The organism is Azoarcus sp. PA01, from assembly GCA_001274695.2.
In the GTDB taxonomy this organism is placed as follows: Bacteria; Pseudomonadota; Gammaproteobacteria; order Burkholderiales; family Rhodocyclaceae; genus Aromatoleum.
Genome location: LARU01000005.1, coordinates 55,450 through 82,354 on the forward strand (window position 1 = coordinate 55,450; position 26,905 = coordinate 82,354).

A 26,905-nucleotide genomic window follows, 5' to 3' on the forward strand; every position below is an offset into this window, starting at 1 on the left:
CATCAGCGAAAGCAGGCTCGACTGGGCGACCTGTCACCCGCTTCCTTCCGGCAGCAGTACTACACCCAGCAGAGGGTGGCTAGAACGCTTGGGCTCCACGCTTGCCGACCCACCTCCGTCGAGGATCAGGAGACTCATGGCGCGTCTCCGCGGGCTCCGGGTGGCGTGATCGGTGATGCCACATGCTTCTCTCGATGCCGTTGTACCTTGGCCAAGATCTTCTTCACTGCGGCCAGTTCCTCCTGGGCGACCTCCGCGCGTCCCTGCCAGCGTGCTGCCTCATCCCGGGCCGTGTAGGCCTGCTTCCGATAAGACTCCGCTGCCACTTTCTGTCCCTCGAGTTGCTCCCGCAAAGGCTCCGCCTGCAGCTTATGCGCCTGGCGCAGGTCGTCGGTCTGCTGCATGAAGTGCCGGCGGTCGGCCTCGGCCTGGCTATGCACCTGGGCAAGTTCTGCCGCATGACGCTCTCGCTCCTGGCGCATGGACTCATCGTGTTGATGCCGTGCAGCCCGGAGCACCTCGTCGTGGCGGGTGCGCTCGGACTCGAGCGTCGTCATCGCCCTTGCCAGGTCTTCCCGCAATGCCGTTATCTGGTGGTCGCGGGCGGCGAGGGCAGCCTGCTGCTCCCGAAGGCGTGTTTCCAGTTTGGCCAGGCTGTGTTCTCGAGCCTTTAGCGTTGCCTTTGCCTCCTTGAGCTCTCCATTCACGATGAGGTTCTCACGTTCGACCGCAGCCACCTTCTCATCGGCCGCTGCGAGTCGCACCTGCCACTCAGCCTCTTTCATTGCCAGGTCGCCAAGCTTCTGCTGGTAGCTTTCCTCGGCCCCGGCCAGTGCCAGCTTCCAGACGGCTGCCACCAGGTTGTCGGATTCGGCTACCAGTTCTTCTGGCAGGGCGGTGTTTTCGCGCTTTGCTGTGATGGCCGCGGCGGTTTCCTGGCGCCAGCGCCGGATCATGTCGCTGACTACCTGCTGCCCCCCCCGATTGCCGATAGCAGAATAGACCTTTGCAAAGGACACGGTTTCACCCGCTCGAAACAGTTCCGTGCACGCCTTCTCAACCTGGTCGTATTGGACTTCAGTGACGCGGACCATTCTCGGTTTCCTGTTCGATCTGTACTTCAAGTTCTCGGGCAGTCTCAATATCCCCCATCTCGCGGTACGCCGCGGCCCACTGCAACGGCTGCGCTCAGGTGGGTATTGAATCTTGCCGGGAGCGCGTCGCCTCCGGGATCTGAACGTCCAATACGATGGGGCGTGGCAAATATACAGAGATGCGTTCTAATACGCACGTATAGCGTTCTATATGAGTCGTTTTACTTTTAATTCTGGTCTTTATTCTCATTATGACCAGTTTCTGTTAACCTCCGCTGGCGAACTCAAAACACCCTTCGAATACCCTAAATGTTCCACGGAGAAATCAAGTTGGTGGGCGCATAAAAACCGCACCGTTGCTGGACATTGAGCCGCTCCAAGGGGAGGTGTTTTTTCTTTCTTCGTTGTTCCACGCGTCCCTAGAAAGGAGTTCGCATGTCCGCAACAGACGACAACCAGAATTGGCAACTGATCGTCGGCCAACCGTTCATCCCCGGCGTCACCAGGTGGCTCGGCAACCGTTTCGAGTACCGAATCTTCTGCGGCACTCATCTGCTGCAGATCTGCCTGGCCAACCTAGCTGCGCGAGACATCAAGGCGTTCCACCCTGGCTCGGTACCCCTCGGCCTCTGCCAGCTCAACCACACCCTATTCGTGCTGTTTCGAGTGGCCGGCATCCTGGACTGGAGCGATCAGGCGTACTTCCATCGCCTCGTGACTGACCCGGAGGACCGCGAGCTGCCGCCGCATATGCCGGGCACGTACCAGGCGCTGTCGCTCGTCCTCGTCAAGAGCGAAACCGGCCTCGTGCGTGGGCTGCGAGTCGTGAGCTGGAGCGGGCACGCCAGCGCAGTTTTCGACCGCCTCCTGCGTGAGCAGCTCGAGGGGCCGTTCGACCCTGCTGAGCATGCCCGCCGGGTTCAGGAGGTTTACGCCCGCTGCCGCACAAGCGAAGACCTGATGCGGACGGCGCTCCTCACGGAGCGCGCTGGATGCAACCTTTGAATCCCCTGCCCTACCTCGCATGGACGCTCCTTATTGACCCTACGGCCACGGAGCAAGCGAACCGTGGGCGACGCGGTGCGTGCGTTCCTGGCTCCCGTTTAACGCCATGCCCGACTTTCCGGTAATCGCCACCCACCCGCTCTCCCCTGCCCTGCCTGTCCAACCCGGAAAGCTGGTTGTGGGCGCGAACGCCGGCACTCGGACGCTTACCCGGGCCGAGACGGACATAGAGGCCGTGAGCGGCTGGCTCGCAAAGTACGTCGACAACCGGAACACCTTCGAGGCCTACAAACGGGATGCCGAGCGCCTCCTAACGTGGGCCGGAACAAGAGGGAAGGGGCTCGCCGATCTGATGGTCGAAGACCTGACCGACTACGGGCTGTTTCTCCGCGACCCTCAGCCCATCGAGGACTGGTGCTTGGTCAAAGTGCCCCGCTACCTCGAGGACGGCACCGACAACCCGGAATGGCGGTCGGTGCAGCGCCCTTCCCGCTTCCTGGCGGATGGCTCACCGAACCCGGAATGGCGGCCCTTCGTCGGCGCCCTCTCCTGGTCCGCTGCGGGTCAGTCCCTCACTGTGCTGTTCGGGATGTTCGAGCATCTCTGCGGCGTCGGCTACCTGGCCGGCAACCCGCTCCGTGCCGCTCGGAAGAAAGGCTACAAGCCGCGGCGGACGACGGTCGACCGCTATCTCGAGCAGGATCTCTGGCAGCTCGTGCTCTCTCATCTGGAGACGTGGCCACGTGAGACCGCCCGCGACGAAGCGCACTATCAGCGCACACGGTTCCTGGCGGGTTTCCTCAAACTGACCGCGCTTCGTCGCTTCGAGATGGCGAAAGCGAGCACGGCGGACGTCACGCGCATCGAAGGGCGCTGGTGGCTCAAAGTTGTCGGGAAAGGCAGCGTCGACCAGCCCATTCCACTCACGCGCGAGGCAATGCGACTCCTCGGAGCGTACCGGGCATCGACGAGGCGCCCTCCCCTCCCCTCCCCCAACGTTGTCGAGCCGCTTCTGATGGACATCACCGGCACTGGCCGCGCGGTCAGCGTGAAAACCATCCACGCGATCCTGAAGAATCTGTTTCTGTCCGCCGCTCAGGCCTGCACGGATCCTTATCACGCCGGGAAGTTGAAGGCCGCGAGCGCACACTGGTTGCGGCACACTGCCGCGACTCACTTGCTCCAGGACGGGGCCAGCTTGCTCCATACCCGGGATGCCCTCAGGCATGCATCGGTGCAGACAACCGAGATCTACATCGCAACGGATCAACACGCCTTCCACGAGGACATGGAAGCCCGGCAGCGTCTCACAAATACCGACCAGCTCGCGGTAGACAACGAAACGAAGTTGCCTACAACCAACGCGAACGTCGCCTCCAAACGGGCAGATCTCGACTGAAGGGAATCCGGTATGCGCAGCTCACCTCTCCTTGAAGCCGAAATCGAGCAAACCGCGTTGCGGTTTTCCGCAAGCGGCGGGAACTCGGGGCCGAGCACCCTTGACGCTCCGCCCCGTCGTGCGGAACGGATTCTGGAACAGCAGTATTCGGCTGTAGCAGTCATCGAGACCTAGGGGCGAGTCATGGGCACCAAGCTCCTTCAGCCCAAGCCCCCCGTCCCTTCGCGGCAACAAAGCATCGAAATGGCCAATCAGCGGATCGACTTCGCAGCTGGCTCGCTCAGCGCGCTTCCGCCCTGTCATCGACCGGCACATTGAAGCCAGTTGATGATCGGCACATTGAGGCCAGGGCGTGATCGGCATATTGGAGCCAGTCACGGATCGGCACATAGGCGCCAGCGCCGGATCGGCGTAATGGAGCCAGCGTTGTTCTGACGGACGTCTCGACCTTGAGCGGTCCATCGCTACCCTGCCGGGTTTTGGTTTGGCAGGAGGGAGCCGGTGGCCCGCAGGAGCATCGAGATGTACGAGTACCGCCAGGCCCTGATGCGCATGCGTCAGGGCGACTCCGAGCGCGAGATCGCGCGCGCGAAACTGATGGGACGGGCGAAGGCGGCCCGTTTCCGGGAGTTGGCCGCCGCCCGCGGCTGGCTCGATCCGGCGCAGCCGGTGCCGGAGGACGCCGAGATCGCCGCGGCGATCGGCCGGCCGCGCCTGCCGGTGACCGCGCAGTCGTCGATTGGCGCCTACCGGCCGCTCATCGAGCAGTGGTTGGCGCAGGGCGTGTCGGGCGTGGTGATCCACGCCACCCTCAAACGCGAGCACGGTTTCACCGGGCACTATTCCAGCGTGCGCCGGCTCATTGCCGCGATCGAGCGCGAGCGCCCGCCGGAAGCGACCGTGCGCTTGTCGTTCGCGCCGGGCGAAGCGGCGCAGGTCGATTTCGGCGCCGGCCCGCAGCTCGTGGATCCGGCCACGGGCGAGCTGCGCCGCACGTGGGCCTTCGTGATGACGCTGTGTTTCTCGCGGCACCAGTACGTCGAGTTCGTGTGGGATCAGAGCGTGCGCACCTGGCTCGGCTGCCATCGGCGCGCCTTCGAGTGGTTCGGCGCGGTGCCCGCTCGCCTCATCATCGACAACGCCAAGTGCGCGATCACCAAGGCGTGCGCGCACGACCCCGAGGTGCAGCGCGCCTACGCCGAATGCGCCGAAGGCTACGGCTTTCGGATCGACGCCTGCCCGCCCCAGGATCCGCAGAAGAAGGGGATCGTGGAGGCGGGCGTCAAATACGTGAAGGGCAACTTCCTGCCCACGCGCAGCTTCCGCGATCTGGCCGATCTGAACGCCCAGGCGCGCGATTGGGTGTTGCAGGAAGCGGGGCTGCGCATTCACGGCACGACGCGGGTGCAGCCGCTCGCGAGCTTCGCCGTCGAGCGCAGCGTGCTGCGGCCGCTGCCGGCGGTGCCGCCGGATCTGGGCACCTGGCACCAGGTGGCGGTGCATCGCGACTGTCACGTCAGCTTCGAGCGCGCGCTGTACTCCGTGCCGTTCGCCCTGGTCGGCAAACGCCTGTGGCTGCGGGCGACCGACACCGTCGTCACGGTCTATCAGGACTTCAAACCGGTCGCCACCCACGCCCGCGCCCGTCGTCCCGGCGAGCGGCGCACCGTCACCGACCATCTGCCGCCCGCCGCCCAGCGCTTCTTCGCGCACGACCGCAGCTGGTGTCTGCAGCAGGCCGCGGAGATCGGCGAGGCGTGCGCCCGGCTCATCGGGCGGCTGCTCACCGACCGCATCAGTGAGCGGCTACGCGCCGCCCAAGGCGTGCTGCAGTTGAAGAGCCGCTACGGCGCGGCGCGCCTGGAGGCCGCCTGCGCGCGTGCGCTCGACCACGACAGCCCGCATTACCGCACCGTCAAGACCATCCTCGCCGGCGGCCACGACCTGCAGCCGCTCACCGCGGTCAGCACCGAACCCTATGCCGACCGCGCCCGCTTCGCTCGTGCCACCGCGGCGCTCTTCGCTGACGAATCCCCCTCGCTTCACTGACCGGGCGCACGCCCATCTCACCCAAGGAGTCTCTCACCATGAATCCCGCCACCGAACTGGCGCCGCAGCTCAAGCAGTTACGCCTTTCCGGCATCCTCGACTCGCTCGAGGCCCGCAACCGCCAGGCCATTGACGCGAAGCTCGCCTACACGGAATTTCTCGCGCTACTGATCCAGGACGAGGTCGCGCGGCGCGAGCAGAAGAAGTTCGCCACGCGGCTGCGCCGCGCGGCGTTTCGCGCGACCAAGACCCTCGAAGGCTTCGAGTTCGACCGGCTGCCCTCGACCAACCGCGCGCTGGTGCATGATCTGGCCACGGGGCGCTACATCGACGAGCGCGCCCCGGTGCTCATCGTCGGCCCCTGCGGCACCGGCAAGAGCCATCTCGCGCAGGCGCTCGGCCACTGCGCGGTGCGCCAGGGGTTTGATGTCGTGTTCGCATCCTGCTCGCAGCTGCTCGCGAGCCTGAATGCGGCGCGGGCCACCGGCGCGTACGAACGGAAATTGATGCAGCTCGCGCGCGTGCCGGTCCTCATCATCGATGACTTCGGCCTCAAACCGCTGCGCTCGCCCGCCGACGAAGATCTGCACGACCTGATCGCCGAGCGTTACGAGCAGGCGGCCACCGTCGTCACCAGCAATCTCGACTTCACCGAGTGGGACCAGGCCTTCCCCGGCAACCGACTCCTCGCGTCCGCGACCGTCGATCGCCTGCGCCACAATGCCTACTGCCTGACCCTCGACGGGGCTTCCTACCGCGCCCCGCGACAGGGTCCGAACAAGGCCAAAACGGCCCTTGCCGGCACCCCGAAAAACAGCCAATCTTGAACCCCCGCAGACGTTCGTCAGAGCCCGTTCCTGCTGGCTCCTATATGCCGATCATCGGTGGCTCCATTGTGCCGGTCAGTGACACGCCCTGGCCGTCGCAGCCTACCGCTACAACCAAAAGGGCGCCGCTTACTCCTGGTGTTTCAACATAACGCGCCGGCCGGACCGCTCTATGCTGAGGCAGCTCTGGGCGGCGAAAGCGGGATGACGGCGAAGCTTCGTTCCCGCGTGCCCCCTGCCGAGCGCGAAGTGATCCCGGCACAGTTTTGGCGGTAGCTGAAAAACCGCCACGACGTCGGATTCAGCGGACCCGCGCAGCACCGAACCCCGAGCGAACCGCCGCTCTTCGTGCCCTTCGTCTCTAAGCTTTGCACTTTTCCGCTGCAAAGCCTGGCGCGGCAATGCACCCTGCGTAATCAACCAGGGCCTTCCATGGCTGCGCCCACTTCTGAACAACTTGCCCCGCTCAAACGCCTCTGGACTGCCGCCAATGGTCACTTCGGTCAGTGCAAGTACATCGTTGAGTTCCTTCTTGGTCTGTATAACGGCACCCGCTTTCCCGTCGACTTAGCCGGTTTCCGGGCGCTCGATCAAGCAATCTTCCGGGACTGTCTCACCGTCCTCCAGATGGATAGCCAGCCGCAGCAAGAGGTTCACCTGCTACTGGGGTGCTTGATTGGCGAATTCGAAAAACTCGCCGAAGATTGGCGCATTCCGGACCGCTCCATATAGTAGCCACCTCCTCATTGCACAGAGGTCCAACGATGATGTTCATTGCAGCGAAGATCAACGATGTTGACATGCTTCGACTCCGAGACCGTGTGCTGACTGCGCCGGTTTTTGGCGGTACGTACGGGGATTTTCCGTGGGACAGATTCGAGGCGGCCGCGCTCGAAGCCGGCGTTTTGAAGGACCTCGCCAATTTTGGCCGCGCGATCTTCCGGGAGGCTTATCAGCATGATTGGAGCGACGAGCTCAAAGTCGAATGCGGTTGGTTGGACGGCGGGCAACGCCTGGTCTACCAAGCCTTCGCGTTTCCAGAAGATTGCCGCGCGCGTTGGCAGCATCTGCTCGAAACCGATGGTGTCCCGGACGACGTCGAGGTCCCGCCCGTCACAATCGACCCGTATGACTTGGCCGACGGCCTCGAGGCTGTAGGGATCAAGACGAACTTCATGCGGTAAGCTCATCCGGACGACCCATTCCGATTTAGCCATCCCTCCCTTCCCCTTCTTGTCAGTGCAGTGCATCATTTTTTCTAAGTATTTGATTATTGGCGTTATTGCAGGTTGATAAGCGATGAGAGAATCATTCCGCTGCGAACTCTGCCTCATCGCAAACTGCGTGGTTCGGGCGGCGCAGTACAACGTCGCCCTCCTCCCATGACTCGACGAGCCGCGCGTTCACCGGCAGGGTGCGACGCACGCCTTGGTCGTCTTGACATTCGACGTACCCGCCATCCCCCATGCGCTTAAGCACGCCTATTACTTTGCCCCGTCGGCTGACAACCTGCATGCCCTCTGCCCGCTCGAGGAATATCGGCAGCTTCGCGTTGAGCCGCTCGAGGACCGATTTCGACGTACTCCCCCTGTCCTCGTACCGGTCTCGGATCTCGAGCAGGCGGGCGTAGTCCTTCCGCTGCCGAACAAGCGTAGCCAGATACGCGAAAGTGGCTTTTGCGTTGAATTGCCGGATGCGATGCCACACCAGGGCGACCACTGCTCCGAGCTTGCCGCCGTTGCCATGCTCGCGAGCCAGCTTCATGAGCGTACAGATACGACTTCGAGAAAGGCCGAGCGACATGAGTCGAACCAGCTCTGCTGGCAGACGGGTTTTCTTGTCGATTCTATTTTCTGAAGACTCCCCTGCCCTTTCCTGGTCGGTCTTGCGCGGCGCTTCGTGTGGGGGCTGTCCTTTCGAAGAAAGTTGTTGATTAGGGGAAAGTTCAATCTCTTGTATACGGGCTCTCACGGTGAGAGACGGCCCCTGTGGAAAACTGCGCTTCGGCTGGCCAACGACCTCTTCCTTGGCAGCCAGTTGTTCCTGGTAGCCGCCGTTCCTGGCGTGTGCTTGTCCAGCCAGGCCGAGCAGCTGCAATGCCTTCTCGGTCAGCCAAATGCGGCTTACCGAATACTGGCCAAAGGCTTCCCTCGCCCGCCTGCGGCCTTGCTCGCGCGTGATGTACCCCCTCGTTACGAGCTCCGCGAGACCGCGGTAAAGAGTGGGGTGGCTCCCGAGGAGCGACTCGGCGCAGATGCTGTCTCGACTGGCGAAGACTGGCTCGGTGGGACGCTTCACATCGAAGAAGGCCAAGATGCCGTAGAGTGCCTGACGGGCCGTTCTGGCCAAGTCGAGGCAGTTTCGCGGGTTGAGCGCTTCCGCCCGGGCCCGGATGAGCGGCGCCGGCAGAAACCGGGCCTTGGGCCCAGAAGGGGAGGGGAGGGGGGCGTCGAGCTGAACAACCCCCTCGCAAGCCAGTGAAATTGGCACGATAGTCCTTTTTGAGCAAAAAGGACCCCTTTCGGTATTGACACCAACTCGCCGCTCATTAAACTACGGACATGCAACTGTCGCGTAACCGGTTCCCGCCGGTGAGCGTTAAGTCAGGGTTCAATCCCTAGCAGAGGCCAACTTTCCAGAGTTGGCCTTTGTCCTTTCAGGGGTCAGTTGATCTCAGCGTTGTCGCTAGTCGATTCCTCTTACGTTGTCCAAACGACAGCCGTCAGTCTCGTGTTCCCGCACGAGACGAGTGCCGCCTCCAAATGCTCAGAAAGCTGCCCTGTGGACGGTGGGCAGCTTTCTGAACATTCGGAAGGGTAGAAGAGGGCAGTACGTCCGAAGCAGTCATCCGGCACCTCCCTTTCGCTTCATTTTTCGTTAAGTCCCTGTTTTCCGGTCTTATTGCAGGTTGATAATCACTTTTTGTTGCCGTGACCGGCGCTTGCCCGCTCTTTGATAAGCTGAGTAATGAGCGCGAAAGTCGCCTCAGCTTCTTCAGCCGAAGCAAAGGAAAGGCGGACGGTCTTGTCGCTGCGAAGCGCTTCGCAATACTTCGTCTTACCCTGACGGAAGGTGATGGGTTCCGGCCGGGCGGGGCGCTTCAAGGTGTCACTGGCTTTTGCTTGTTGCACCGCAGCAACTTGGGAAAGCTCCGACGTGACGATCTTCTGAACGGCCTCAATGACCTTAGCTGCTTTGCCTTGCTTGGTGAGTTGAGCAAGCTGCTGCACGGCCTTGGCACCGAAGAGGGCAGGGGCGTCGGCGATGCATGCCAAGGCCTCCTCGGGCAGCTCGTCAAACGCCATGAGGGAGCTGATGTACGGCTGACTGACGCCGGCTTCGGCAGCCACCTGCGCTTGCCTCAGCTTCTTCTTCTCCATCCGCCCTTTGAAGCCGAGATACTTCTCGTAGTCCGTGAGGCTCGGGGCGAGGAGGTTGGAGTAGAACGCCGTCCGGTCGGTCTCGTCGTCGTCGAGGTCGAGAATGTTGATGTCAATCTCGTCCCGGCCCAGCTCGCGGAAGAGGCTTACGCGGTTGTTGCCGGCGATGATCTCGTAGCCGCCCTCAGGTCGCAGTCGTACAGTGACCGGGTTCGCCAACGGGTTGTGTCGCAGGTTTTCGCGCAACTCCGCATACTGCTCGGCGGTGAGTTTGCGGCGTCGCCCCGGAATCTCGTGGAGCTCGTCGAGTTTGGCCTTCTGGCGTGGCTGGCTTTCAAGCGCAGTCGCCAGCGCTGCTTCCGCTTCGGCAAGCTTGCGATGAGCCTCTGCCAGCGCCTCCTTGGAGCCATGCTCCGCCTTGAGCTTGGCCAGCTCTGCTTCCGCCGCTTCGGCACGTGCCATGGCGTCCGCCAGTTGGCCGGAGAAAATTGCCAGCTGTCCGGGAGCGGTACGAGCTTCATCTGGCTTCTCTGGAAGCCTTTTCGCCACACCGCCGCTGGCCGTTCGCGCTTGCATGGCGGCCAAGAGGTCGGTGTTCTTCGACTTCATATCCTTCGCGCCGGCCATATCAAGCCCCCTCGTACCAAGCTTTCACGATCTTGTTGTCAATGATTTCGACGACCTGGTCGTAAGCGTCACGAATACGGCTGTAGGTTTTGGCGCCGCCTTCCCACTTGCTGACGTCGTAGACGGTGCCGAAGCCGGTCGCGGTGGTGCCTATGACGCTCGAGAAGGGTATCTCGACGGGCAGGACCTTAGCGGTGTAGGTCGAGACGATCCACTCGCGGACCACGGAGGCCGACGCCTCCTGCGCATTCACCGCGCTCAAGAGGATGTTCACGAAGTCGAACTCTTTGACGAAGTTCCGCTTCTCGAACGAGCTCGCCAGGTCGGAGAACAGCGACCAGTACTGAGCGGCCGACGCGAAGTCCAAGCTCTTGGGCGGCAGCGGCATCAGCATCCCGTCTGCGGCCATCAGGGCGTTGATGGTAAGGTACGAGAGAGAAGGCGGCGTGTCTAACACGATGATGTCATAGTCACCCGCCAAGTCTTGGAGGGCAGGGGCCAGGATGTCCCAGAATTCAAAGCCGGGCTTCTCGGCCACTTTGTGAGGGATGACGAACTCGGCCGAGAAGAGGGTAGGGGCACCGGGAATCAGATCCAGCCCGTCCCAGTATGTGGGTTGGATTGCGTATCGGAGATCCTTCTGGTCCCCGAAAATAAGGGGCATCACCGTCGCGTCGCTGTCGACTTCGGCAGAGGGCAGCAGCCCGCACAGAGAAGAGAGCGATGCCTGCGGATCCAGGTCGACGATGAGCACTTTCCGGCCGCGCAGAGTCAGGCCTTGAGCCAACGACATCGCGGTCGTCGTCTTGGTCGAGCCCCCTTTGAAATTGCTGACGACAACGATGCGGCCGCGTTTTCCCTCGGGGCGTTTCTTGATCTTGCTCTCAGCCTGGACCCATTGCCGCGTCTCAGCCAAGGTGAAGACCCGCCCACGGCCCGCGCCCTGCGCGACCCCTGGGGGCAGGTCACCCTTGCCGATGAGATAATTGATGCGCGCCCGGTCGATGCCGCAGAGCGTCGCTAGCTGAGTGGTTGTGTATTCAGGTGGGTTTTTGCGCGGGTGCGGCTTGAGCATGCTGTCGCGCACCAATGCCAACATGTCGTCTGCGATACCCGCGAGTTCGATGAGTTGAGCTGGGCCGACCTTCGCTTCGATGGGCTTCAGCTTGAGATCAGATTCGGGTGTCGTCAGTGCCATGGCAAGCCTTCTTTGTTTTAGGATCGCGCCTCTTGCACTGAGGCGACGACTAAGCTTCCATTCGACGCTCATGGTGCAAAATAACTCCGAAGCGGAGAATACGCGGTGATGCAGCGGGGCGCAAGTCCACCTCGCATATTCACGCCTACCGCAGACTCCTAAAGAATCAGTCGCTTACCCTGGTTCCCTGAAATGGAGGGTGAAGGCCGCCTAGCTTCTAGCGTCATTTGCAATTAACCGACCGAATGTCTTTGCTTTGTATGCTCTTGGAACTGCTTGCTTGCGTTTTCGGAGTCGCGCGCAGACCGTGGAAGGGTGGGAGTGTAGGTTAAGAAACCTACGACGGTTAATTGCATTAATGAAGAATGAGATTCTAATTCCGGGAGTTGCTGGTAGGACGGCAGCAATCATGCCAACGCGAGTCAGGAGAAGCGAGGCGGTGGTCAGAGTTAAGCACTGGCTGGAAAATAGCCTTAAAGGCAAGGGTGGTCGCGTTCCTATAATGAGCTCGCCATAGCCGGTCTCATCGATGATCAGGAGCCGCAGCGTGGTAAAGGGCTTGAGCTTCTCGTCGAGCCGCCCTTCGTTGTGCGCCTTGGTCAGCGTGCGATGAGGTGCGCTGCGGTACTCAACAGCAGCACCCGGTAGCCAGTCTCCGCTGACAGCCCGCAGGTGCCCTCATGGACGCATTCGCATTCGGGCGCCGCATCCCTTGGTAGAGCACGAGGTTCCGCCAGTGGACCCCGAACGAAAACGGAGCCCTCAGGCTCCGGCGTCAATGAGTTCCGCCAACCAGGTCAGGCAGCCGCTTTGGTCCTGTCCAGAGCATACTGCCTCGTCTGGTACGGCATCAGCTCGCCCAAGCGGCTGGTGAGGTCCATCGAAGCGCCCCATGCCACCGCCAAAGGATCCTTGCAACCGGCGGCCTCAGCTTTGGGTGCAGGTGAGGAGGGCTGGAACTGGCGGATAGCCGAAAGCAGCCGTAGCTTTCGCTCCTTCGGCAGGACGTTGAAGCGGGCCAACCTGTCGACCAGGTAGCCGGCATCTGGCCGGAGGTTGGCGGGCACGTCAGCCAAGTTGGGAACCTCGCCAGCGTACCAGAGGCGTTCAGCGACCTCGCGCAGCAGCTCAGGATCGACACGCGCGAAGCCTTGGCGCACTACGTCGCCAAGCATTCTCTCTAGTGCCGCTCCTCGAGCCAACCTTTTCACGAAGACCTCCTCTCGTCAAATTTTCTTCTAACATGGGCCAAATTCGGGGTCAAGTCAGGCCCCACGTAGTATTTGGCTGCCTCCAGCGCCAATTGTTCAAACCGTTCCCAGGAGGCCTCCGGCAGGGCGAGGAGGGTGAGGATGTCCTCCAGATCCACGTCACCTAGGCGGCCTAGCTTGGACAGGGCAATGTCCTCGATGCTCGGCAGCATCACGACTACGGGTGACTCGCGGGTGCCCTCGAGGGGCACAGAGCGGTCCTGGTAGTCCATGTGGAGCGGGCCCAGGGTCGGGTTGAAGGTTGGGTCGTAGGCCAGCTGCGACGGCCCCTCCTCCGGATCGTCGTAATCCACTGGTGGCAGGTCAGCCAGGATGAGCATCAGTTCGCTCTTGAGCGGCTGCGGATACGCGAACTCGGCGTCGACGTCCGTACTGGCCCGGGACTGGGCGTGGAGATGGACCGCGCAGCCCCCGAAGATGTATGCGTGGACGGCACCGGGCGGCACTTGGCGCCGAGCGAGTTCCTCGCCCAGGTTGCTGAAGAGCTGCAGGATCGCGTCCGTCATCGGGGTGTTCATGATGCCTCCCAGAATGCTGCCTGCAATTGTATCGGGATAGCGTGGAAGGCCCGACTCAAGTTTCGCAGCTGAAGCCCAGCAGAGGAGGTGGCCGCAGTCATGCGTCGCCTCCGATTCTCCTGGTAAGGCGGGCGTAGGCCGACACCCATGCCGCTAGGTCGATCCCGTCAGGTTTGTCTGGTTTGCCAGACAAACCTGACTTGCTAGCAATTCACTTCGAAGCGTTGCCATCCCCAAGGTTAAGCTGGCGCACCCGTGAAGCGGCGCCTGATGCGACCACACTGTTGAAGTTTCGCCGCCTGCTGGAAACGCACGGGCTCACGCGCAAGATCTTCGAGGCGATCAAGACGCACCTCGCGGAGAAGGGCCTGATGATGCGCGAGGGCACCATCGTCGAAGCAACGCTCATCGCCGCACCCCCGTCGACCAAGAACCGCGTGAAGGCACGTGATCCCGAGATGCACCTGACGAAGAAGGGCAATCAGTGGCATTTCGGGATGAAAGCGCACATCGGCGTCGATGCCGAATCGGGCCTGGTGCATCCGGTGGTGGCCACGGCGGCTAACGAGAGCGACGTAAGCCAGACGCACAAGCTGCTGCACGCAGAGGAGACGGAGGTGCTGGGCGACGCGGGCTACCAGGGCGTCGACAAGCGCGAGGAAAACCGCGACAACAAAGTGACTTGGCACATCGCCATGAAGCGCAGCAAGAGTAAGGCGCTGCCGAAGAACCGGCTGGGCAAGCTCCTCGAGAAGCTCGAGCGCGCGAAGGCGAGCATCCGCGCCAAGGTCGAGCACCCGTTCCATGTCGTGAAGAACCTCTTCAAGCACCGAAAGACCCGTTACCGCGGACTGGCGAAGAACGAGGCGCAGCTCTTCTCGCTATTCGGTCTGGCTAATCTGTTCCTGGCGCGCCGACCGTTGTTGGCGCTTCACGCCCGAGGTGCGTCCTAATGGGGCGCCAGGGCGCGAAAAGGGGGGGTGAAATACCTACGGATGGCATCGTTCCGCATAAGAAATGCCAAAGGATTGAAATGTCCTTCGCTGCTTCGTGCGCGCGACCCGTCCAGTGTCCGTTGGAACCGATTTGTTCAGCACTTCCCTAAACCAGCACCGGCGCGAAAACACCCTGCTGCATCATTGCAGTGTGGGTAGGCGCAGCACCCTTCTAATGATTAAGCGGTTGTTCCATCGAGTCGAGATAGTGCCGAAAGGGTTTGTGTATGCGCAGAGTAACGTGTGAGAGGTGACTTGATTGGCGCTCGAGTCGCAGCGAACCCGAACATCAAACCGATCGGTCTCCGGTCCCCGGTAGGGACCGTCCGGCCGGGGCAGCATGGTACCAGCCCGACTGAACAAGGTCTCTGCCGTCACGTCGGCGAGCAAGTGAGGTTTCGTATCGACTTTTCACGCGCCCTCACTATTGTTTGCACGGTCTCGTCGCGCCGGCTGCGGGAAGCCGGATTACTGGGCCGAGTCGAAGCCGGGAAGGGCGATTGCAGGGGGACGTGGGGAGCGGGACTCTTCCGCACCCTCGTTATCCGGGCCCTGCGGGTTCATTCGCCGTGGCGCGGGTTTTCCGCCGCCGCATTCGTTGAGATTTCGTCAGGAGAGAGACATGGCGCGATGTGATGTATGCGGCAACGAGTACGACAAGGCGTTTCAGGTCACGATGGAAGGCCAGACCAAGACGTTCGACTGAATCGCCCCGGGTTTCGCGGAGGCCGTTTTGTGTGAGTCAGGCGGCGACCGCCTGCTCGCCAAGGCTGCGGTAATAGTTTGCCTCGGCTTCGGCTGGGGGAATGTACCCGATCGGCTCAAGTAACCGGTGATGGTTGAACCACGAGACCCATTCGAGGGTGGCCAGCTCGACCGCTTCGACGCTTTTCCAGGGCCCACGCCGGTGAATGACTTCTGCCTTGTAGAGCCCGTTGATGGTTTCGGCGAGCGCGTTGTCGTAGCTGTCGCCCCGGCTGCCGACCGACGGCTCGATGCCCGCTTCTGCCAGTCGCTCGCTGTATCGGATCGAGACGTACTGCGAGCCGCGATCGCTATGATGAATCAAAGCATTACGTTCGGGTTGGCGCGCCCACAGGGACTGTTCCAGCGCATCGAGGACGAACTCCGTGCGCATGGACCGGCTGACGCGCCAACCTACGATGTAGCGGGCGAAGACGTCGATGACGAAGGCGACGTACACGAAACCCTGCCAGGTCGAGACATAGGTGAAGTCGGAAACCCAGAGCTGGTTCGGGCGCTGCGCGGCGAACTGACGATTGACGCGATCGAGCGGACAAGGAGCAGCAGGATCCGGCCGGGTAGTCCGCATGACCTTGCCGCGCATGGCGCCGCGCAGCCCTTTGACACGCATCAACCGCTCAACCGTGCAGCGGGCGACCTCAAGGCCTTCGCGCCGCAACTGCCGCCATACCTTGCGCGCTCCATACACCTGCAGATTCGCCTGCCAGATCCGCTCGATGTGGTCCTCCAGCATCGCGTCGCGACGGGCCCGCGCACAGCGCAAAGCCGGATCGCGCCGGCGCGCCACGGCACGTCGATAAGCCGACGGGGCGACCTGCAGCACCTTGCAGATCGGCTCGACCCCGAAGTGCTCGCGGTGCGTGTCGATGAAACCGTTCATCACTTGTTGCGGCGGTCGAGCTCCGCCTGCGCGAAATACGCGCTGGCCAGGCGCAGGATCTCGTTGGCCTTCTTCAGCTCGCGGACCTCGCGCTCGAGTTCCCTGATGCGTTGCTGCTCGGCGTTCGTGAGCCCCTCGCGCTGGCCGGTGTCGCGCTCATGCTGGCGAACCCACCGGCGCAGTGTCTCCGCCGTGCAGCCAATCTTTGCCGCGATCGAGACGATCGCCGCCCACTGGGATTCGTACTGACCCTTGGCCTCACACACCATACGCACGGCGCGCTCGGTGACCTCGGGGGAGAACTTCGCTGTCTTTTTCATGGGCTCCATCTTCTCAAGAGTTGGAGCCTCCGCAAAACCCGGGGCGATTCAGACAGCTTCGAATGCGCGATCCATGCGTGCGCGCCCGCGTGCGCGCATTGCGGCTGCAAGATCGTCGGCCATGGCGTCGAAGGCGGGGGTAAGTACTTCTGCTGCGTCAACTGCGCGAAGAACGCTGGAGTCGAGCAGCTTCGCGACCGCGCCTGAGCCCGGCCCGGATCGCCATTGCGGTGCGGGTCGGCGTGCCGCAAATCTGTGCCGAACTCGCGGGTGAGGCCGCTCAGCCATTGACGTCGATCGGGAGGAATGTTCCGATAAGCCATGGCCCAACGTGAACCTCCCACCGACGTGCCGGACCGCCAGCCTGAACGCGTGGAAATCGACTTCCGCGAGATCCCTTTCCAGGGAATCGTCGAGCAGTCCTTGGCGGGCGTGTATCTGGTCTTCCGCGAGCGTTTCCAGTACGCAAACTCGACCTTTGCCGAGATGTTCGGCTACACGCAAGAGGAGTTCGTCGGTACGTCGATTCGGGACCTCGTTCTCCCGGACTTCGTTGGGGAAGCGATGGAGTACTATCGCCTTCGCGTTTACGAGGGCGTGCCGTCGATTCGCTATTTCACGCGGTGTCGGCATCGGGATGGCCACACTGTTCATATCGAGGTACACGGATCTCGGGTGGACTACCATGGCGAGCCTGCGCTGGCGGGAGTCGTGATCGACGTCAGCGAGCGCGTCCGGCGAGACCTGGATCTGCACCGGTCGCGACGGCGGCTCAGAGAGCTGGCCTCTTACCTCAACAGCTCGCGCGAGGAGTTGCGCGGACAGCTGGCGCGCGAAGTGCACGATGTCCTCGGTGGAATGCTCAGCTCCATCAAGCTCGACGTCTTCCGCATCCAGCGGCGGACCACCGATCCTGCCTTGGCGGAGATTCGCGAGATCACGGAAGAACTCCTCCCGCTGATCCAGGACACGATCGACACCGCCCGGCAGATTTCGGATGAGTTGCGGCCGCGCATGCTGGATACGCTCGGGCTGGTCGCCGCCATTCGCGGCGAGCTCGAAGCCTTCGGCCGGCGCAACGAGATCCTCGTCGGCTTCACGCTGGAGGGGGACGACCCCGAGCTGTCCGCCGAGACGGCCACGCAATGCTTCCGCGTGTTCCAGGAGGCCTTGACGAATATCGGGCGGCACGCGCAGGCGGAAACGGTCGAGGTGCGGGTGCGCAACCGCGATGGCCGTTTCGAGATGCAGGTTCGCGACGACGGGAAGGGCATCGATCGGCCTTCGATGCGGGAAGGGTCGATCGGGATGTTGAGCATGGCCGAACGTGCGCGCAGCATCGGAGGGTCGCTTTATGTTCACGCCCGCGCCGGCGGCGGCACGGTCGTGCTCCTCGCAGTACCGGGCTATATGGAGCGGCGCAGCAATGATCGAACTGCTGATCGTTGATGACCATACGATCTTCCGCTCCGGTCTGAGGCGCATGCTCTCGGACGAGGCGGACCTGCATGTCGCGGACGAGGCGAGCGACGGCGCGAGCGCGCTGGCGAAGATCCGCACCGGCAAGTTCGATGTCGTTTTGATGGACATCAACATGGCCGGGCGCAGCGGCCTCGACACCCTCGAGTCGATCCGTGCCGAGCGCCCGGAGCTGCCGGTCATCATGCTGTCGATGTACCCGGAGGAGCAGTACGCGGTGCTCGCGCTGCGGGCACGCGCGAATGCCTACCTTTCCAAGGATGTGGAGCCGCAGGAGCTGCTGACCGCGATCCGGCACGTGGTCGGAGGAGGGCGCTACGTCTCGCCGCGCAGTGCCGCCAGCCTCCTGATGCAGATGGACCGTACCCGCGAAGGCGCGCCGCACGAAAAGCTCACCGCGCGCGAGATGCAGGTGATGATGAAGATCGTGCGCGGCATGTCGCTGACCGACGTGGGCATCCAGATGTGCCTCTCGGTGAAAACCGTCAGCACCTACCGAGTCCGCATCCTCGAGAAGCTGGGCCTCGCGAGCAACGCCGAACTGGTGCAGTACGCGATGCGCAACGGCCTCCTCGACTGACTGAGCGCAGAGGGCGCATTTCCCTCCGACGTTTTACCGGGAGGCCGATGACCGGCTTAAAGTTGCTCTCGTCATGCTGCACCAGCAAGCCAGCTGCGAATCATTCGTGTATCACGAGGACTCCCATGTCGGCGTGACCGTGTAGTCGCCGGGGGATGCTGCGGCCTACCGGCTTTCGGGCTTCTCCAATCAGAAAATTCCTACAAAAGGTCGGGAACACTCCGACAGCTCTGGTGGACATCGCTCCCTAAGATTCGCTCCAACGCCTGTTTGGCATGAGTCATGCACGACTCCAAGCGCGCGACAAGACGTATCACGTCTGACAAAGGATGCACGAACTCGGAGAGGAGGAAGAACATGTACGCCCAGATGGTGGACACAGGGATGAAGCGGGTGCAGGGGCTGGACGAGATGTCGGCCGAGGAGCGCGCGTTTCAGGAAAAGATCGACGCCGGCATCAAGATCGAGGCGAAGGACTGGATGCCCGAAGGCTACCGCCGCACGCTGATCCGTCAGATCTCGCAGCATGCGCATTCGGAAATCGTCGGCCAGCTGCCTGAAGGCAACTGGGTCACGCGCGCGCCGACCTTGAAGCGCAAGGCGATCCTGCTGGCGAAGATCCAGGACGAGGCCGGCCACGGGCTGTACCTGTATAGCGCCGCGGAAACGCTCGGCGTGACGCGCGACCAGGTGTACGCGGACCTGCTGTCGGGCAAGGTGAAATATTCCAGCATCTTCAACTACCCGACCACCAGCTGGGCCGACATCGGCACGGTCGGCTGGCTGGTCGACGGCGCGGCGATCATGAACCAGATCCCGCTGTGCCGCTGCTCTTACGGCCCGTATTCGCGGGCGATGGTGCGCGTGTGCAAGGAGGAGTCCTTCCACCAGCGTCAGGGCTACGACCTCGTGATGACGATGGCGCGCGGCACGCCCGAACAGAAGCAGATGGCGCAGGACGCGCTGAACCGCTGGTGGTGGCCGGCCCTGATGATGTTCGGGCCCCCGGACAGCGACTCCGTGCATAGCGCGCAGTCGATGCAGTGGAAGATCAAGATCCTGTCGAACGACGAGCTGCGCCAGAAGTTCGTCGACCAGACCGTGCCGCAGGCCGAATACCTGGGCCTCACCGTGCCCGATCCCGAACTGAAGTGGAACGAGGACACCGGCCATTACGACTTCGGCGAGATCGACTGGGAGGAATTCCGCCAGGTCGTCGCCGGCAACGGCCCCTGCAACCGCGACCGCCTGCGCACCCGGGTGAAAGCCTGGGACGACGGCAAGTGGTTCCGCGACGCGCTGCTCGCCCACGCCGATAAGAAAGCCGAAAGACAAGTCGCGGCAGCCAAGGCCGCCTGATAACGAGATCGAGAGGAGAAGAGAAATGAAGGAATGGCCCCTTTGGGAAGTGTTCATCCGCAGCCAGCACGGCCTCGCGCACAAGCACGTCGGCAGCCTGCACGCACCGGATGCCGAGATGGCGATCAACAACGCGCGCGACGTCTACACGCGCCGCAACGAAGGGCTGTCGATCTGGGTCGTGCCGGCGTCCGAAGTGACCGCGAGCAGCCCCGCCGACAAGGAAGCGCTGTTCGAGCCCGCGAACAACAAGATCTACCGCCATCCGACCTTCTTCCCGGTGCCGGAAGAAGTGAAGCACATGTGATGACGGGATCGGGAGACAGACATGCTGCTCGATGACAAGTCCGTTTATCTGATGCGCCTCGGCGACAACGCGCTGGTGCTGTCGCAGCGCCTGTCCGAATGGTGCGGCAAGGGTCCCGCCTTCGAGGAGGACATGGCGCTGACCAACATCGCGCTCGACCTGATCGGCCAGGCCCGGATGTGGCTGTCCTACGCCGGAGAGGTCGAAGGACGCGGCCGTGACGAGGACGCGCTGGCCTTCCGCCGCGACTCGCACGAGTTCACCAACCTGCTGCTCGTCGAGCAGCCGAACGGCGATTACGCCCAGACGCTGGTGCGCCAGTTCTTCTTCGACGTGTGGCATCACCTTACGCTCGAAGCGCTGACGCGATCGGCTGACGACCGCATCGCCGACATCGCGTCGAAGGCGATCAAGGAAGTCGCGTACCACCTGCGGCGCAGCAGCGACCTGGTCGTGCGTCTGGGCGACGGCAGCGCGGAGAGCCGGCGTCGCATGCAGGCCGCAGTCGACGAACTGTGGATGTACACCGGCGAGATGTTCAACGCCGACGAGACCGAGGAGCTGCTCGGCGCGCAGGGGCTGGCGTGCGACCCCTCGACCTTGAAGGACGTGTGGCTCGCGACGGTGCGCGAGATGTTCGCCGAAGCGACGCTCGAGCTTCCCGCAGGCGAGTGGATGCAGAAGGGCGGCAAGCAGGGCCGGCACGGGGAACACCTCGGCCTGTTGCTCGCCGAGATGCAGTTCCTGCAGCGCGCCTATCCCGGCGCGACGTGGTGACAACGTGGTAAGTGAGGCAGCGATGGTCGACTTGCGCGAATGCAGCGAGAGAGTGTGGGGCTGGCTCGCCGACGTGCCGGATCCCGAAATTCCGGTCATTTCCATCGTCGATCTGGGGATCGTGAGGGAGGTGAACTGGCACGACGAGCCGGCCGGAGCGGTGTGCGAGGTGGTGATCACGCCGACGTATTCGGGATGCCCGGCGACGGAAGTCATCGGCCGCTCCATCGAGGAGGCGCTGCGTGAGCGGGGGGTGGAGCGGGTGCGGCTCGAAAGCCGCATCGCGCCGGCCTGGACGACGGACTGGCTGACCAGCGAGGGTCGCCGGAAGCTGCAGGAATACGGCATCGCGCCGCCTGCCCGTCGTGCCGACGGCCGGCAGGTGATCGACATCAGCGGGCTGCGCCGGCGTACGGCCGATGACGCGCCCGCCGCATGTCCGCACTGCGGCTCGACGCACACCGAGCCGATCAGCCGCCATGGTTCGACCCCGTGCAAGGCGCTTCATCGCTGCCTCGACTGCCGCGAGCCGTTCGACTACTTCAAGTGCCACTGAGAAAGGCACAGCAAAGGAGCAAGAGATGAGCAAGTTTCACGATATCCGGGTCGCCAGTGTGCGCCCCGAGACCCGCGACGCGATCGTCGTCACCTTCGACGTGCCGCCGTCGCTCGCGGAAGCGTTCCACTACGCCCCCGGCCAGCACTTGACCCTGCGCACCGAGATCGGCGGTGAGGACGTGCGCCGTTCGTATTCGATCTGTTCAGGCGCCGACGAGCGCGCGTTGCGCATCGCGATCAAGCGCGTGCATGGCGGCCTGTTCTCGAACTGGGCGAACGACTTCCTGAAGCCCGGCGTGAGCGTGCAGGTGATGCCGCCTTCCGGCCACTTCGGCATCACGCCCGACGCGCACGTCGCACGCCGCTACGTCGGCTTCGCGGCCGGCAGCGGCATCACGCCGATCCTGTCGCTGGTCACGACGCTGCTGGCCGGCGAGCCCGGAAGCCGCTTCACGCTGGTGTACGGCAACCGTTCGTCGTCGAGCGTGATGTTCCGCGAAGATCTCGCCGACCTGAAGGACGAGTACGGCGAGCGCCTGAACCTGGTGCACGTGCTCTCCCGCGAGCAGCAGGACATCGACCTCTTCAACGGCCGCATCGACCGCGAGCGCTGCGACGCGCTGCTCGCGCAGTGGATCGACCCGAAGCGCATCGACGTCGCGTTCATTTGCGGCCCGATGGACATGATGGAAGCGGTGTCCGCGTCGCTGCAGGAGCACGGCGTGCCGAGGGCCGCGATCAAGATGGAGCTTTTCGCGACCAGCCTGCCGAAAGGGCCGCGTCCGGCGCATTCGCATCCGGTCAAGGGGACGGAGGAATGCGAAGTCACGGTGATCCAGGACGGCCGCGTGCGCCAGTTCACGATGCCGAAGAACCGCGACTCGGTGCTCGACGCCGGCCTCGCGCAGGGCATCGAGATGCCGTACTCGTGCAAGGGCGGCGTGTGCTCGACCTGCCGCTGCAAGGTCATCGATGGCGAGGTCGACCACGACACCAACTTCGCGCTCGAGGACTACGAGGTCGCGCGCGGCTTCCGCCTGTCGTGCCAGAGCTATCCCGTCACGGACAAGCTGGTCATCGACTTCGATCAGGAAACCTGACGAACAGGACTGCAGCACTCCCGGCAACGGCCCGCAGAGGCCGCTCCGGCACGATCCCAATACCCTACAGAGAGAATCGAAATGACCCACCCGATGTTTGATCGCCATCAGGCGATGCTCGATCGCGCCGTCCAGGCGGTCACCGAGCGCGGCTACTGGAGCCCGTTCTCCGAAATGCCGAGCCCGAAAGTGTATGGTGAAACTGCGATGGCCGACGGCCGCACCGCGTTCGACGCCTATTGCGGCACCGACTTCGAGCTCGACCAGCCCGGTTGCACCGGCACCGCGGGCGCCGAGCGCTCGCCCTACGGGGTGCCGATGAACATCCGTTATCCGCGCTGCAGCGGCGAAGCGCTGATCGAAGCCTCGCAGGCATCGCGTGCGTCGCTGCAGGCCCTCGGCGCGGAAGGCCGCGTCGGTGCGCTGCTCGAAGCGCTCGTGCGCCTGAACCGGCGCAGCTTCGAGATCGCCCACGCGGTGATGTTCACGACCGGCCAGGGCTGGATGATGGCCTTCCAGGCGGGCGCCGCGCATGCGCAGGACCGCGCGCTGGAAGCCGTCGCCTATGCGTGGCGCGAGATGTCGGCGATTCCCGCGGAAGCCGTCTGGGAAAAGCCGCAGGGCAAGAACCCGGCGCTGGTGATGAAGAAGCGCTACGAGATCGTCGGCCGCGGCGTCGCACTCGTCATCGGCTGCGGCACGTTCCCGACGTGGAACACCTATCCGGGCCTTTTCGCCGCGCTCGCGACCGGCAACCCGGTGATCGTCAAGCCGCACCGCAACGCGATCCTGCCCGCGGCGATCACCGTGCGCGTGCTGCGGGAAGTGCTCGCCGAGGCCGGCGCGGATCCCAACGCGGTGCTGCTCGCCGTCGATGACTCGCGCGAACTGACGCGCTTCCTCGCGACGCACAAGGCAGTGAAGTCGATCGACTTCACCGGCAGCAACAGCTTCGGCAACTGGCTGATCGAGAACTGCCGCCAGGCGCAGGTGTATGCCGAGCTCGCCGGCGTCAACAACGTCGTCATCGAATCGACCGACGACTACAAGGGCATGCTGCGCAACCTCGCCTTCACGCTGTCGCTGTATTCGGGCCAGATGTGCACGACGACGCAGGCGATCCTCGTGCCGGCCGGCGGTATCGACACCGACCAGGGCCACAAGAGCTTCGACGACGTCGCGGCGGACCTCGGCCGGTCGATCGACAAGCTGCTCGCTGATCCGGCCGTCGCTGCGGCGGTGCTCGGCTGCATCCAGTCGTTCGACACGCTCGGCCGCCTCGACGAGGCGGCGAGCTGGGGCGAAGTGGTGCTCGCGTCGAAGCCGGTCGCGCACCCCGAATTCCCCGAAGCGACGGTCCGCACGCCCGTGCTGCTGAAGTGCGACGCGGCCGACGAGGCCGCCTACATGGAAGAGCGCTTCGGCCCGATCGCCTTCGTCGTGCGCACCGCCGACGCCGCGGCGGCGCTTGCGCTGTCGGAGCGCATCACGACCGAACATGGCGCGCTGACCGTGGGCGCATACAGCAGCAAGCCGGAATTCGTGCAGCAGGTCGTCGCGGCGACGCAGCGCGCGGGCGTCGCGCTGTCGCTGAATCTGACGGGCGCGGTCTATGTGAACCAGTCGGCGGCGTACTCGGACTACCACGGCACCGGCGCCAATCCGTCGGCCAACGCGAGCTATTCGGACAGCGCCTTCGTCGCGAACCGCTTCCGCGTCATCCAGCATCGCTTCCCCGCGTAAGCGACAACAAAACCACGACATACCCAGCAGACAGGACGGCGAAGCGGACCCGGACAGGAAGATCCGCCGCCGTTCCAACCCCACAGAGAGAGGAGTACTGGAATGAACGCACGCATGGAACATGGCATCGGGTTCGACCCGATCGAGACGGCCAGCCGCGACGAACTGCGCGCGCTGCAGCTCGAGCGCCTGAAGAAGACGGTGCAGCACGCCTACGACAACGTTCCGCACTACCGCCGCAGCTTCGAGGCGGCTGGCGTCCATCCGTCGGATCTGAAGACGCTGGAAGACCTGTCCAGATTCCCCTTCACGGTGAAGCAGGACTTCCGCGACAACTACCCGTTCGGTCTCTTCGCGGTGCCGCGTGAAGAAGTCGTCCGCGTGCATGCTTCGAGCGGCACGACCGGCAAGCCGACCGTCGTCGGCTACACGCAGAACGACATCGACAACTGGGCGAACCTCGTCGCGCGTTCGATTTACGCCGCGGGCGGGCGCAAAGGCGACGTCGTGCATATCTCGTACGGCTACGGCCTCTTCACCGGCGGCATGGGCGCGCACTACGGCGCCGAGCGGCTCGGCTGCACGGTGGTGCCGATGTCCGGCGGCCAGACCGAGCGCCAGGTCCAGCTGATCCAGGACTTCAAGCCGAAGATCATCATGGTGACCCCGTCCTACATGCTCAACATCCTCGAGCAGTTCGTGCGCCAGGGGCTCGACCCGGCCGAGTCGTCGCTGAAGATCGGCATCTTCGGTGCCGAACCCTGGACCGAGGCGATGCGCCACGAGATCGAGGCGCGCGCCGGCATCGACGCGGTCGACATCTACGGCCTGTCCGAAGTGATGGGCCCGGGTGTCGCGAGCGAGTGCATCGAGAGCAAGGACGGCCCGGTGATCTGGGAAGACCACTTCTATCCCGAAGTCATCGACCCCGAGACCGGCGAAGTGCTGCCGGACGGCGAGGAAGGCGAGCTCGTCTTCACGTCGCTGTCGAAGGAAGCGCTGCCCGTGATCCGCTACCGCACGCGCGACCTTACGCGGCTCCTGCCGCCGACTTCGCGCTCCATGCGCCGCATCGGCAAGATCACCGGCCGCTCGGACGACATGCTGATCATTCGCGGCGTGAACGTGTTCCCGAGCCAGATCGAGGAGCTGATCCTCAAGCAGAAGGAGCTCTCGCCGCACTACCAGATCGAGCTCACGCGCGACGGCCACATGGACAAGATGGAAGTCGTCGTCGAGCTCTCGACCGAAGCGGCCGACCTCGGCCCGCTGCGCCAGCAGGAGATCGCGAAAGTGCTGCAGCACAACATCAAGTCCTACATCGGCATCAGCACGAAGACGACGATGGCGCAGCCCGGCTCGCTCTTCCGCTCGGTCGGCAAGGCCAAGCGCCTGATCGACAAGCGCAACGTCGCGGCCTGAGGAGGGGAGACGATGAACAACGCCTATATCTGCGACGCGATCCGCACCCCGTTCGGCCGCTACGGCGGCACGCTGTCGGCGGTGCGCGCCGACGACCTCGCGGCGTTGCCGATCCGCGCGCTCGTCGAGCGCAACCCTGGGGTCGACTGGGCCGCGGTCGATGACGTGATCTACGGCTGCGCGAACCAGGCCGGCGAAGACAACCGCAACGTCGCGCGCATGGCGGCGCTGCTCGCGGGGCTGCCGCAGGACGTCCCCGGCACGACGCTGAACCGCCTGTGCGGTTCCAGCCTCGATGCGGTCGGCATGGCCGCGCGGGCGATCAAGGCCGGCGAAGCGGACCTGATGATCGCCGGCGGCGTCGAGAGCATGAGCCGCGCCCCGTTCGTGATGGGCAAGGCCGACACGGCGTTTTCGCGCAGCGCGAAGATCGAGGACACCACGATCGGCTGGCGCTTCGTGAATCCCGTGATGAAGGCGAAGTACGGCATCGACTCGATGCCCGAGACCGCGGAGAACGTCGCGCAGGAATTCGGCATCAGCCGCGCCGACCAGGATGCGCTCGCGCTGCGCTCGCAGCAGCGCTGGGCGGCCGCCAACGAGGCGGGCTTCTTCGCGAGCGAGATCGTGCCGGTGGCGATCCCGCAGAAGAAGGGCGAGCCGAAGCTCTTCACGACGGACGAGCATCCGCGCACCGATACGACGCTGGAGACGCTCGCGAAGCTGAAGGGCGTCGTGCGCCCGGACGGCACGGTCACGGCCGGTAACGCCTCGGGCGTGAATGACGGCGCGTGCGCGGTGCTGCTCGCGTCCGAAGCCGCCGTCGATCGCTACCGCCTCAAGCCGCGCGCGCGCGTCGTCGCGATGGCGGCGGCAGGCCTCGCGCCGCGCATCATGGGTTTCGGCCCGTCGCCCGCGTCGAAGAAGGTGCTCGCGAAAGCGGGTCTGACGCTCGCCGACATGGACGTCATCGAGCTCAACGAGGCGTTCGCCGCGCAGGCGCTCGCGGTCACCCGCGATCTCGGCCTGCCGGACGATGCCGCGCACGTGAACCCGAACGGCGGCGCGATCGCGATGGGGCATCCGCTCGGCGCTTCGGGCGCCCGACTGGTGACGACGGCGCTCAACCAGCTCGAACGCACCGGCGGCCGCTACGCGCTGTGCACGATGTGCATCGGCGTGGGGCAGGGCATCGCACTCATCATCGAACGGGTCTGACGCCCGGCGACATAAGAAAGATACCGAAGGAGAC

At 63.8% G+C, this 26,905-nt stretch carries 24 protein-coding genes, 1 pseudogene and 1 other annotated feature; of the genes and pseudogenes, 18 read left to right on the forward strand and 7 right to left on the reverse strand.

What is annotated here, in order from left to right; translation table 11 throughout:
- Positions 1-134: 134 nt before the first annotated feature.
- Entirely contained in the window at positions 135-1,094 is a 960-nt protein-coding gene (locus tag PA01_19535) for a DNA-binding protein (protein KAI5912012.1), read from the reverse strand.
- A 435-nt stretch (positions 1,095-1,529) separates the two neighbouring features.
- Here PA01_19535 and PA01_19540 point away from each other — a divergent pair, with 435 nt between their 5' ends.
- From PA01_19540 to PA01_19565, 6 genes are all read left to right on the forward strand, one after another.
- Positions 1,530-2,099 carry a hypothetical protein gene (locus tag PA01_19540; GenBank protein KAI5912013.1) on the forward strand — a complete coding sequence of 190 codons (570 nt, stop codon included), beginning with the start codon at positions 1,530-1,532 and terminating at the stop codon, positions 2,097-2,099.
- Positions 2,100-2,334: 235 nt separating this feature from the next.
- Complete coding sequence (locus PA01_19545) at positions 2,335-3,498, forward strand: site-specific integrase (GenBank protein KAI5912014.1); 1,164 nt, start codon at positions 2,335-2,337, stop codon at positions 3,496-3,498.
- 522 nt (positions 3,499-4,020) lie between these two features.
- Complete coding sequence (gene istA, locus PA01_19550) at positions 4,021-5,547, forward strand: IS21 family transposase (GenBank protein KAI5912015.1); 1,527 nt, start codon at positions 4,021-4,023, stop codon at positions 5,545-5,547.
- A 38-nt stretch (positions 5,548-5,585) separates the two neighbouring features.
- On the forward strand, positions 5,586-6,374 hold the full coding sequence (gene istB / locus PA01_19555) for an IS21-like element helper ATPase IstB (protein KAI5912016.1): 789 nt from the start codon (positions 5,586-5,588) through the stop codon (positions 6,372-6,374).
- A gap of 432 nt (positions 6,375-6,806) precedes the next feature.
- On the forward strand, positions 6,807-7,106 hold the full coding sequence (locus PA01_19560; protein KAI5912017.1) for a hypothetical protein: 300 nt from the start codon (positions 6,807-6,809) through the stop codon (positions 7,104-7,106).
- Between the two features lie 32 nt (positions 7,107-7,138).
- Positions 7,139-7,558 carry a hypothetical protein gene (locus PA01_19565; protein KAI5912018.1) on the forward strand — a complete coding sequence of 140 codons (420 nt, stop codon included), beginning with the start codon at positions 7,139-7,141 and terminating at the stop codon, positions 7,556-7,558.
- A gap of 124 nt (positions 7,559-7,682) precedes the next feature.
- On the opposite strand, the gene PA01_19570 is transcribed toward PA01_19565, so the two are convergent.
- The 5 genes from PA01_19570 to PA01_19590 form a co-directional block, all read right to left on the reverse strand.
- Positions 7,683-8,864: a replication protein gene (locus PA01_19570; protein KAI5912019.1), complete on the reverse strand. Its 1,182-nt coding sequence runs from the start codon at positions 8,862-8,864 to the stop codon at positions 7,683-7,685.
- 425 nt (positions 8,865-9,289) lie between these two features.
- Positions 9,290-10,381 carry a ParB/RepB/Spo0J family partition protein gene (locus PA01_19575; protein KAI5912020.1) on the reverse strand — a complete coding sequence of 364 codons (1,092 nt, stop codon included), beginning with the start codon at positions 10,379-10,381 and terminating at the stop codon, positions 9,290-9,292.
- A 1-nt stretch (position 10,382) separates the two neighbouring features.
- On the reverse strand, positions 10,383-11,579 hold the full coding sequence (locus tag PA01_19580) for an AAA family ATPase (protein ID KAI5912021.1): 1,197 nt from the start codon (positions 11,577-11,579) through the stop codon (positions 10,383-10,385).
- Positions 11,580-12,376: 797 nt separating this feature from the next.
- Positions 12,377-12,754, reverse strand: a complete 378-nt coding sequence (locus tag PA01_19585) for a hypothetical protein (GenBank protein ID KAI5912022.1) — start codon at positions 12,752-12,754, stop codon at positions 12,377-12,379.
- Between the two features lie 32 nt (positions 12,755-12,786).
- Positions 12,787-13,368, reverse strand: coding sequence for a DUF6036 family nucleotidyltransferase (locus PA01_19590; protein ID KAI5912023.1), 582 nt, complete (start codon positions 13,366-13,368; stop codon positions 12,787-12,789).
- 254 nt (positions 13,369-13,622) lie between these two features.
- Between PA01_19590 and PA01_19595 the strand changes: the two are divergent.
- Positions 13,623-14,321: pseudogene (locus PA01_19595) on the forward strand (IS5 family transposase).
- 784 nt (positions 14,322-15,105) lie between these two features.
- Here the strand turns inward: PA01_19595 and PA01_19600 are convergent.
- Positions 15,106-16,328, reverse strand: a protein-coding gene (locus tag PA01_19600; GenBank protein ID KAI5912024.1) for an IS3 family transposase whose coding sequence is annotated in 2 segments (ribosomal slippage) — positions 15,106-16,046 and positions 16,046-16,328 — 1,224 coding nt in all. Because the reading frame shifts where the segments join, the coding sequence is not laid out codon by codon here.
- Positions 15,934-16,050: a sequence feature (AL1L pseudoknot), on the reverse strand. (Overlaps the previous gene by 117 nt.)
- Between PA01_19600 and PA01_19605 the strand changes: the two genes are divergently transcribed.
- The 11 genes from PA01_19605 (at position 16,254) to pcaF (ending at position 26,871) form a co-directional block, all read left to right on the forward strand.
- Positions 16,254-16,535, forward strand: a complete 282-nt coding sequence (locus PA01_19605) for a hypothetical protein (GenBank protein KAI5912062.1) — start codon at positions 16,254-16,256, stop codon at positions 16,533-16,535. The genes PA01_19600 and PA01_19605 overlap by 75 nt on opposite strands.
- A gap of 114 nt (positions 16,536-16,649) precedes the next feature.
- Positions 16,650-17,777: a PAS domain-containing sensor histidine kinase gene (locus tag PA01_19610; GenBank protein ID KAI5912025.1), complete on the forward strand. Its 1,128-nt coding sequence runs from the start codon at positions 16,650-16,652 to the stop codon at positions 17,775-17,777.
- A complete protein-coding gene (locus tag PA01_19615; protein ID KAI5912026.1) occupies positions 17,755-18,387 on the forward strand; it encodes a response regulator transcription factor in 633 nt (210 codons plus the stop codon). The genes PA01_19610 and PA01_19615 overlap by 23 nt, the downstream gene beginning before the upstream one ends.
- A gap of 357 nt (positions 18,388-18,744) precedes the next feature.
- Complete coding sequence (gene paaA / locus PA01_19620; protein KAI5912027.1) at positions 18,745-19,746, forward strand: 1,2-phenylacetyl-CoA epoxidase subunit A; 1,002 nt, start codon at positions 18,745-18,747, stop codon at positions 19,744-19,746.
- Between the two features lie 25 nt (positions 19,747-19,771).
- On the forward strand, positions 19,772-20,053 hold the full coding sequence (gene paaB, locus PA01_19625; protein ID KAI5912028.1) for a 1,2-phenylacetyl-CoA epoxidase subunit B: 282 nt from the start codon (positions 19,772-19,774) through the stop codon (positions 20,051-20,053).
- A 21-nt stretch (positions 20,054-20,074) separates the two neighbouring features.
- Positions 20,075-20,830: a phenylacetate-CoA oxygenase subunit PaaC gene (gene paaC, locus PA01_19630; protein ID KAI5912029.1), complete on the forward strand. Its 756-nt coding sequence runs from the start codon at positions 20,075-20,077 to the stop codon at positions 20,828-20,830.
- A 22-nt stretch (positions 20,831-20,852) separates the two neighbouring features.
- Positions 20,853-21,386, forward strand: coding sequence for a phenylacetate-CoA oxygenase subunit PaaJ (gene paaJ, locus PA01_19635; GenBank protein ID KAI5912030.1), 534 nt, complete (start codon positions 20,853-20,855; stop codon positions 21,384-21,386).
- Positions 21,387-21,411: 25 nt separating this feature from the next.
- A complete protein-coding gene (gene paaK, locus PA01_19640) occupies positions 21,412-22,488 on the forward strand; it encodes a phenylacetate-CoA oxygenase/reductase subunit PaaK (protein ID KAI5912031.1) in 1,077 nt (358 codons plus the stop codon).
- An 81-nt stretch (positions 22,489-22,569) separates the two neighbouring features.
- A complete protein-coding gene (gene paaN / locus PA01_19645) occupies positions 22,570-24,231 on the forward strand; it encodes a phenylacetic acid degradation protein PaaN (protein ID KAI5912032.1) in 1,662 nt (553 codons plus the stop codon).
- Positions 24,232-24,333: 102 nt separating this feature from the next.
- On the forward strand, positions 24,334-25,653 hold the full coding sequence (paaF, locus tag PA01_19650; GenBank protein KAI5912033.1) for a phenylacetate--CoA ligase: 1,320 nt from the start codon (positions 24,334-24,336) through the stop codon (positions 25,651-25,653).
- A gap of 12 nt (positions 25,654-25,665) precedes the next feature.
- Positions 25,666-26,871, forward strand: a complete 1,206-nt coding sequence (gene pcaF, locus PA01_19655; protein KAI5912034.1) for a 3-oxoadipyl-CoA thiolase — start codon at positions 25,666-25,668, stop codon at positions 26,869-26,871.
- The last annotated feature ends 34 nt before the right edge of the window (positions 26,872-26,905 follow it).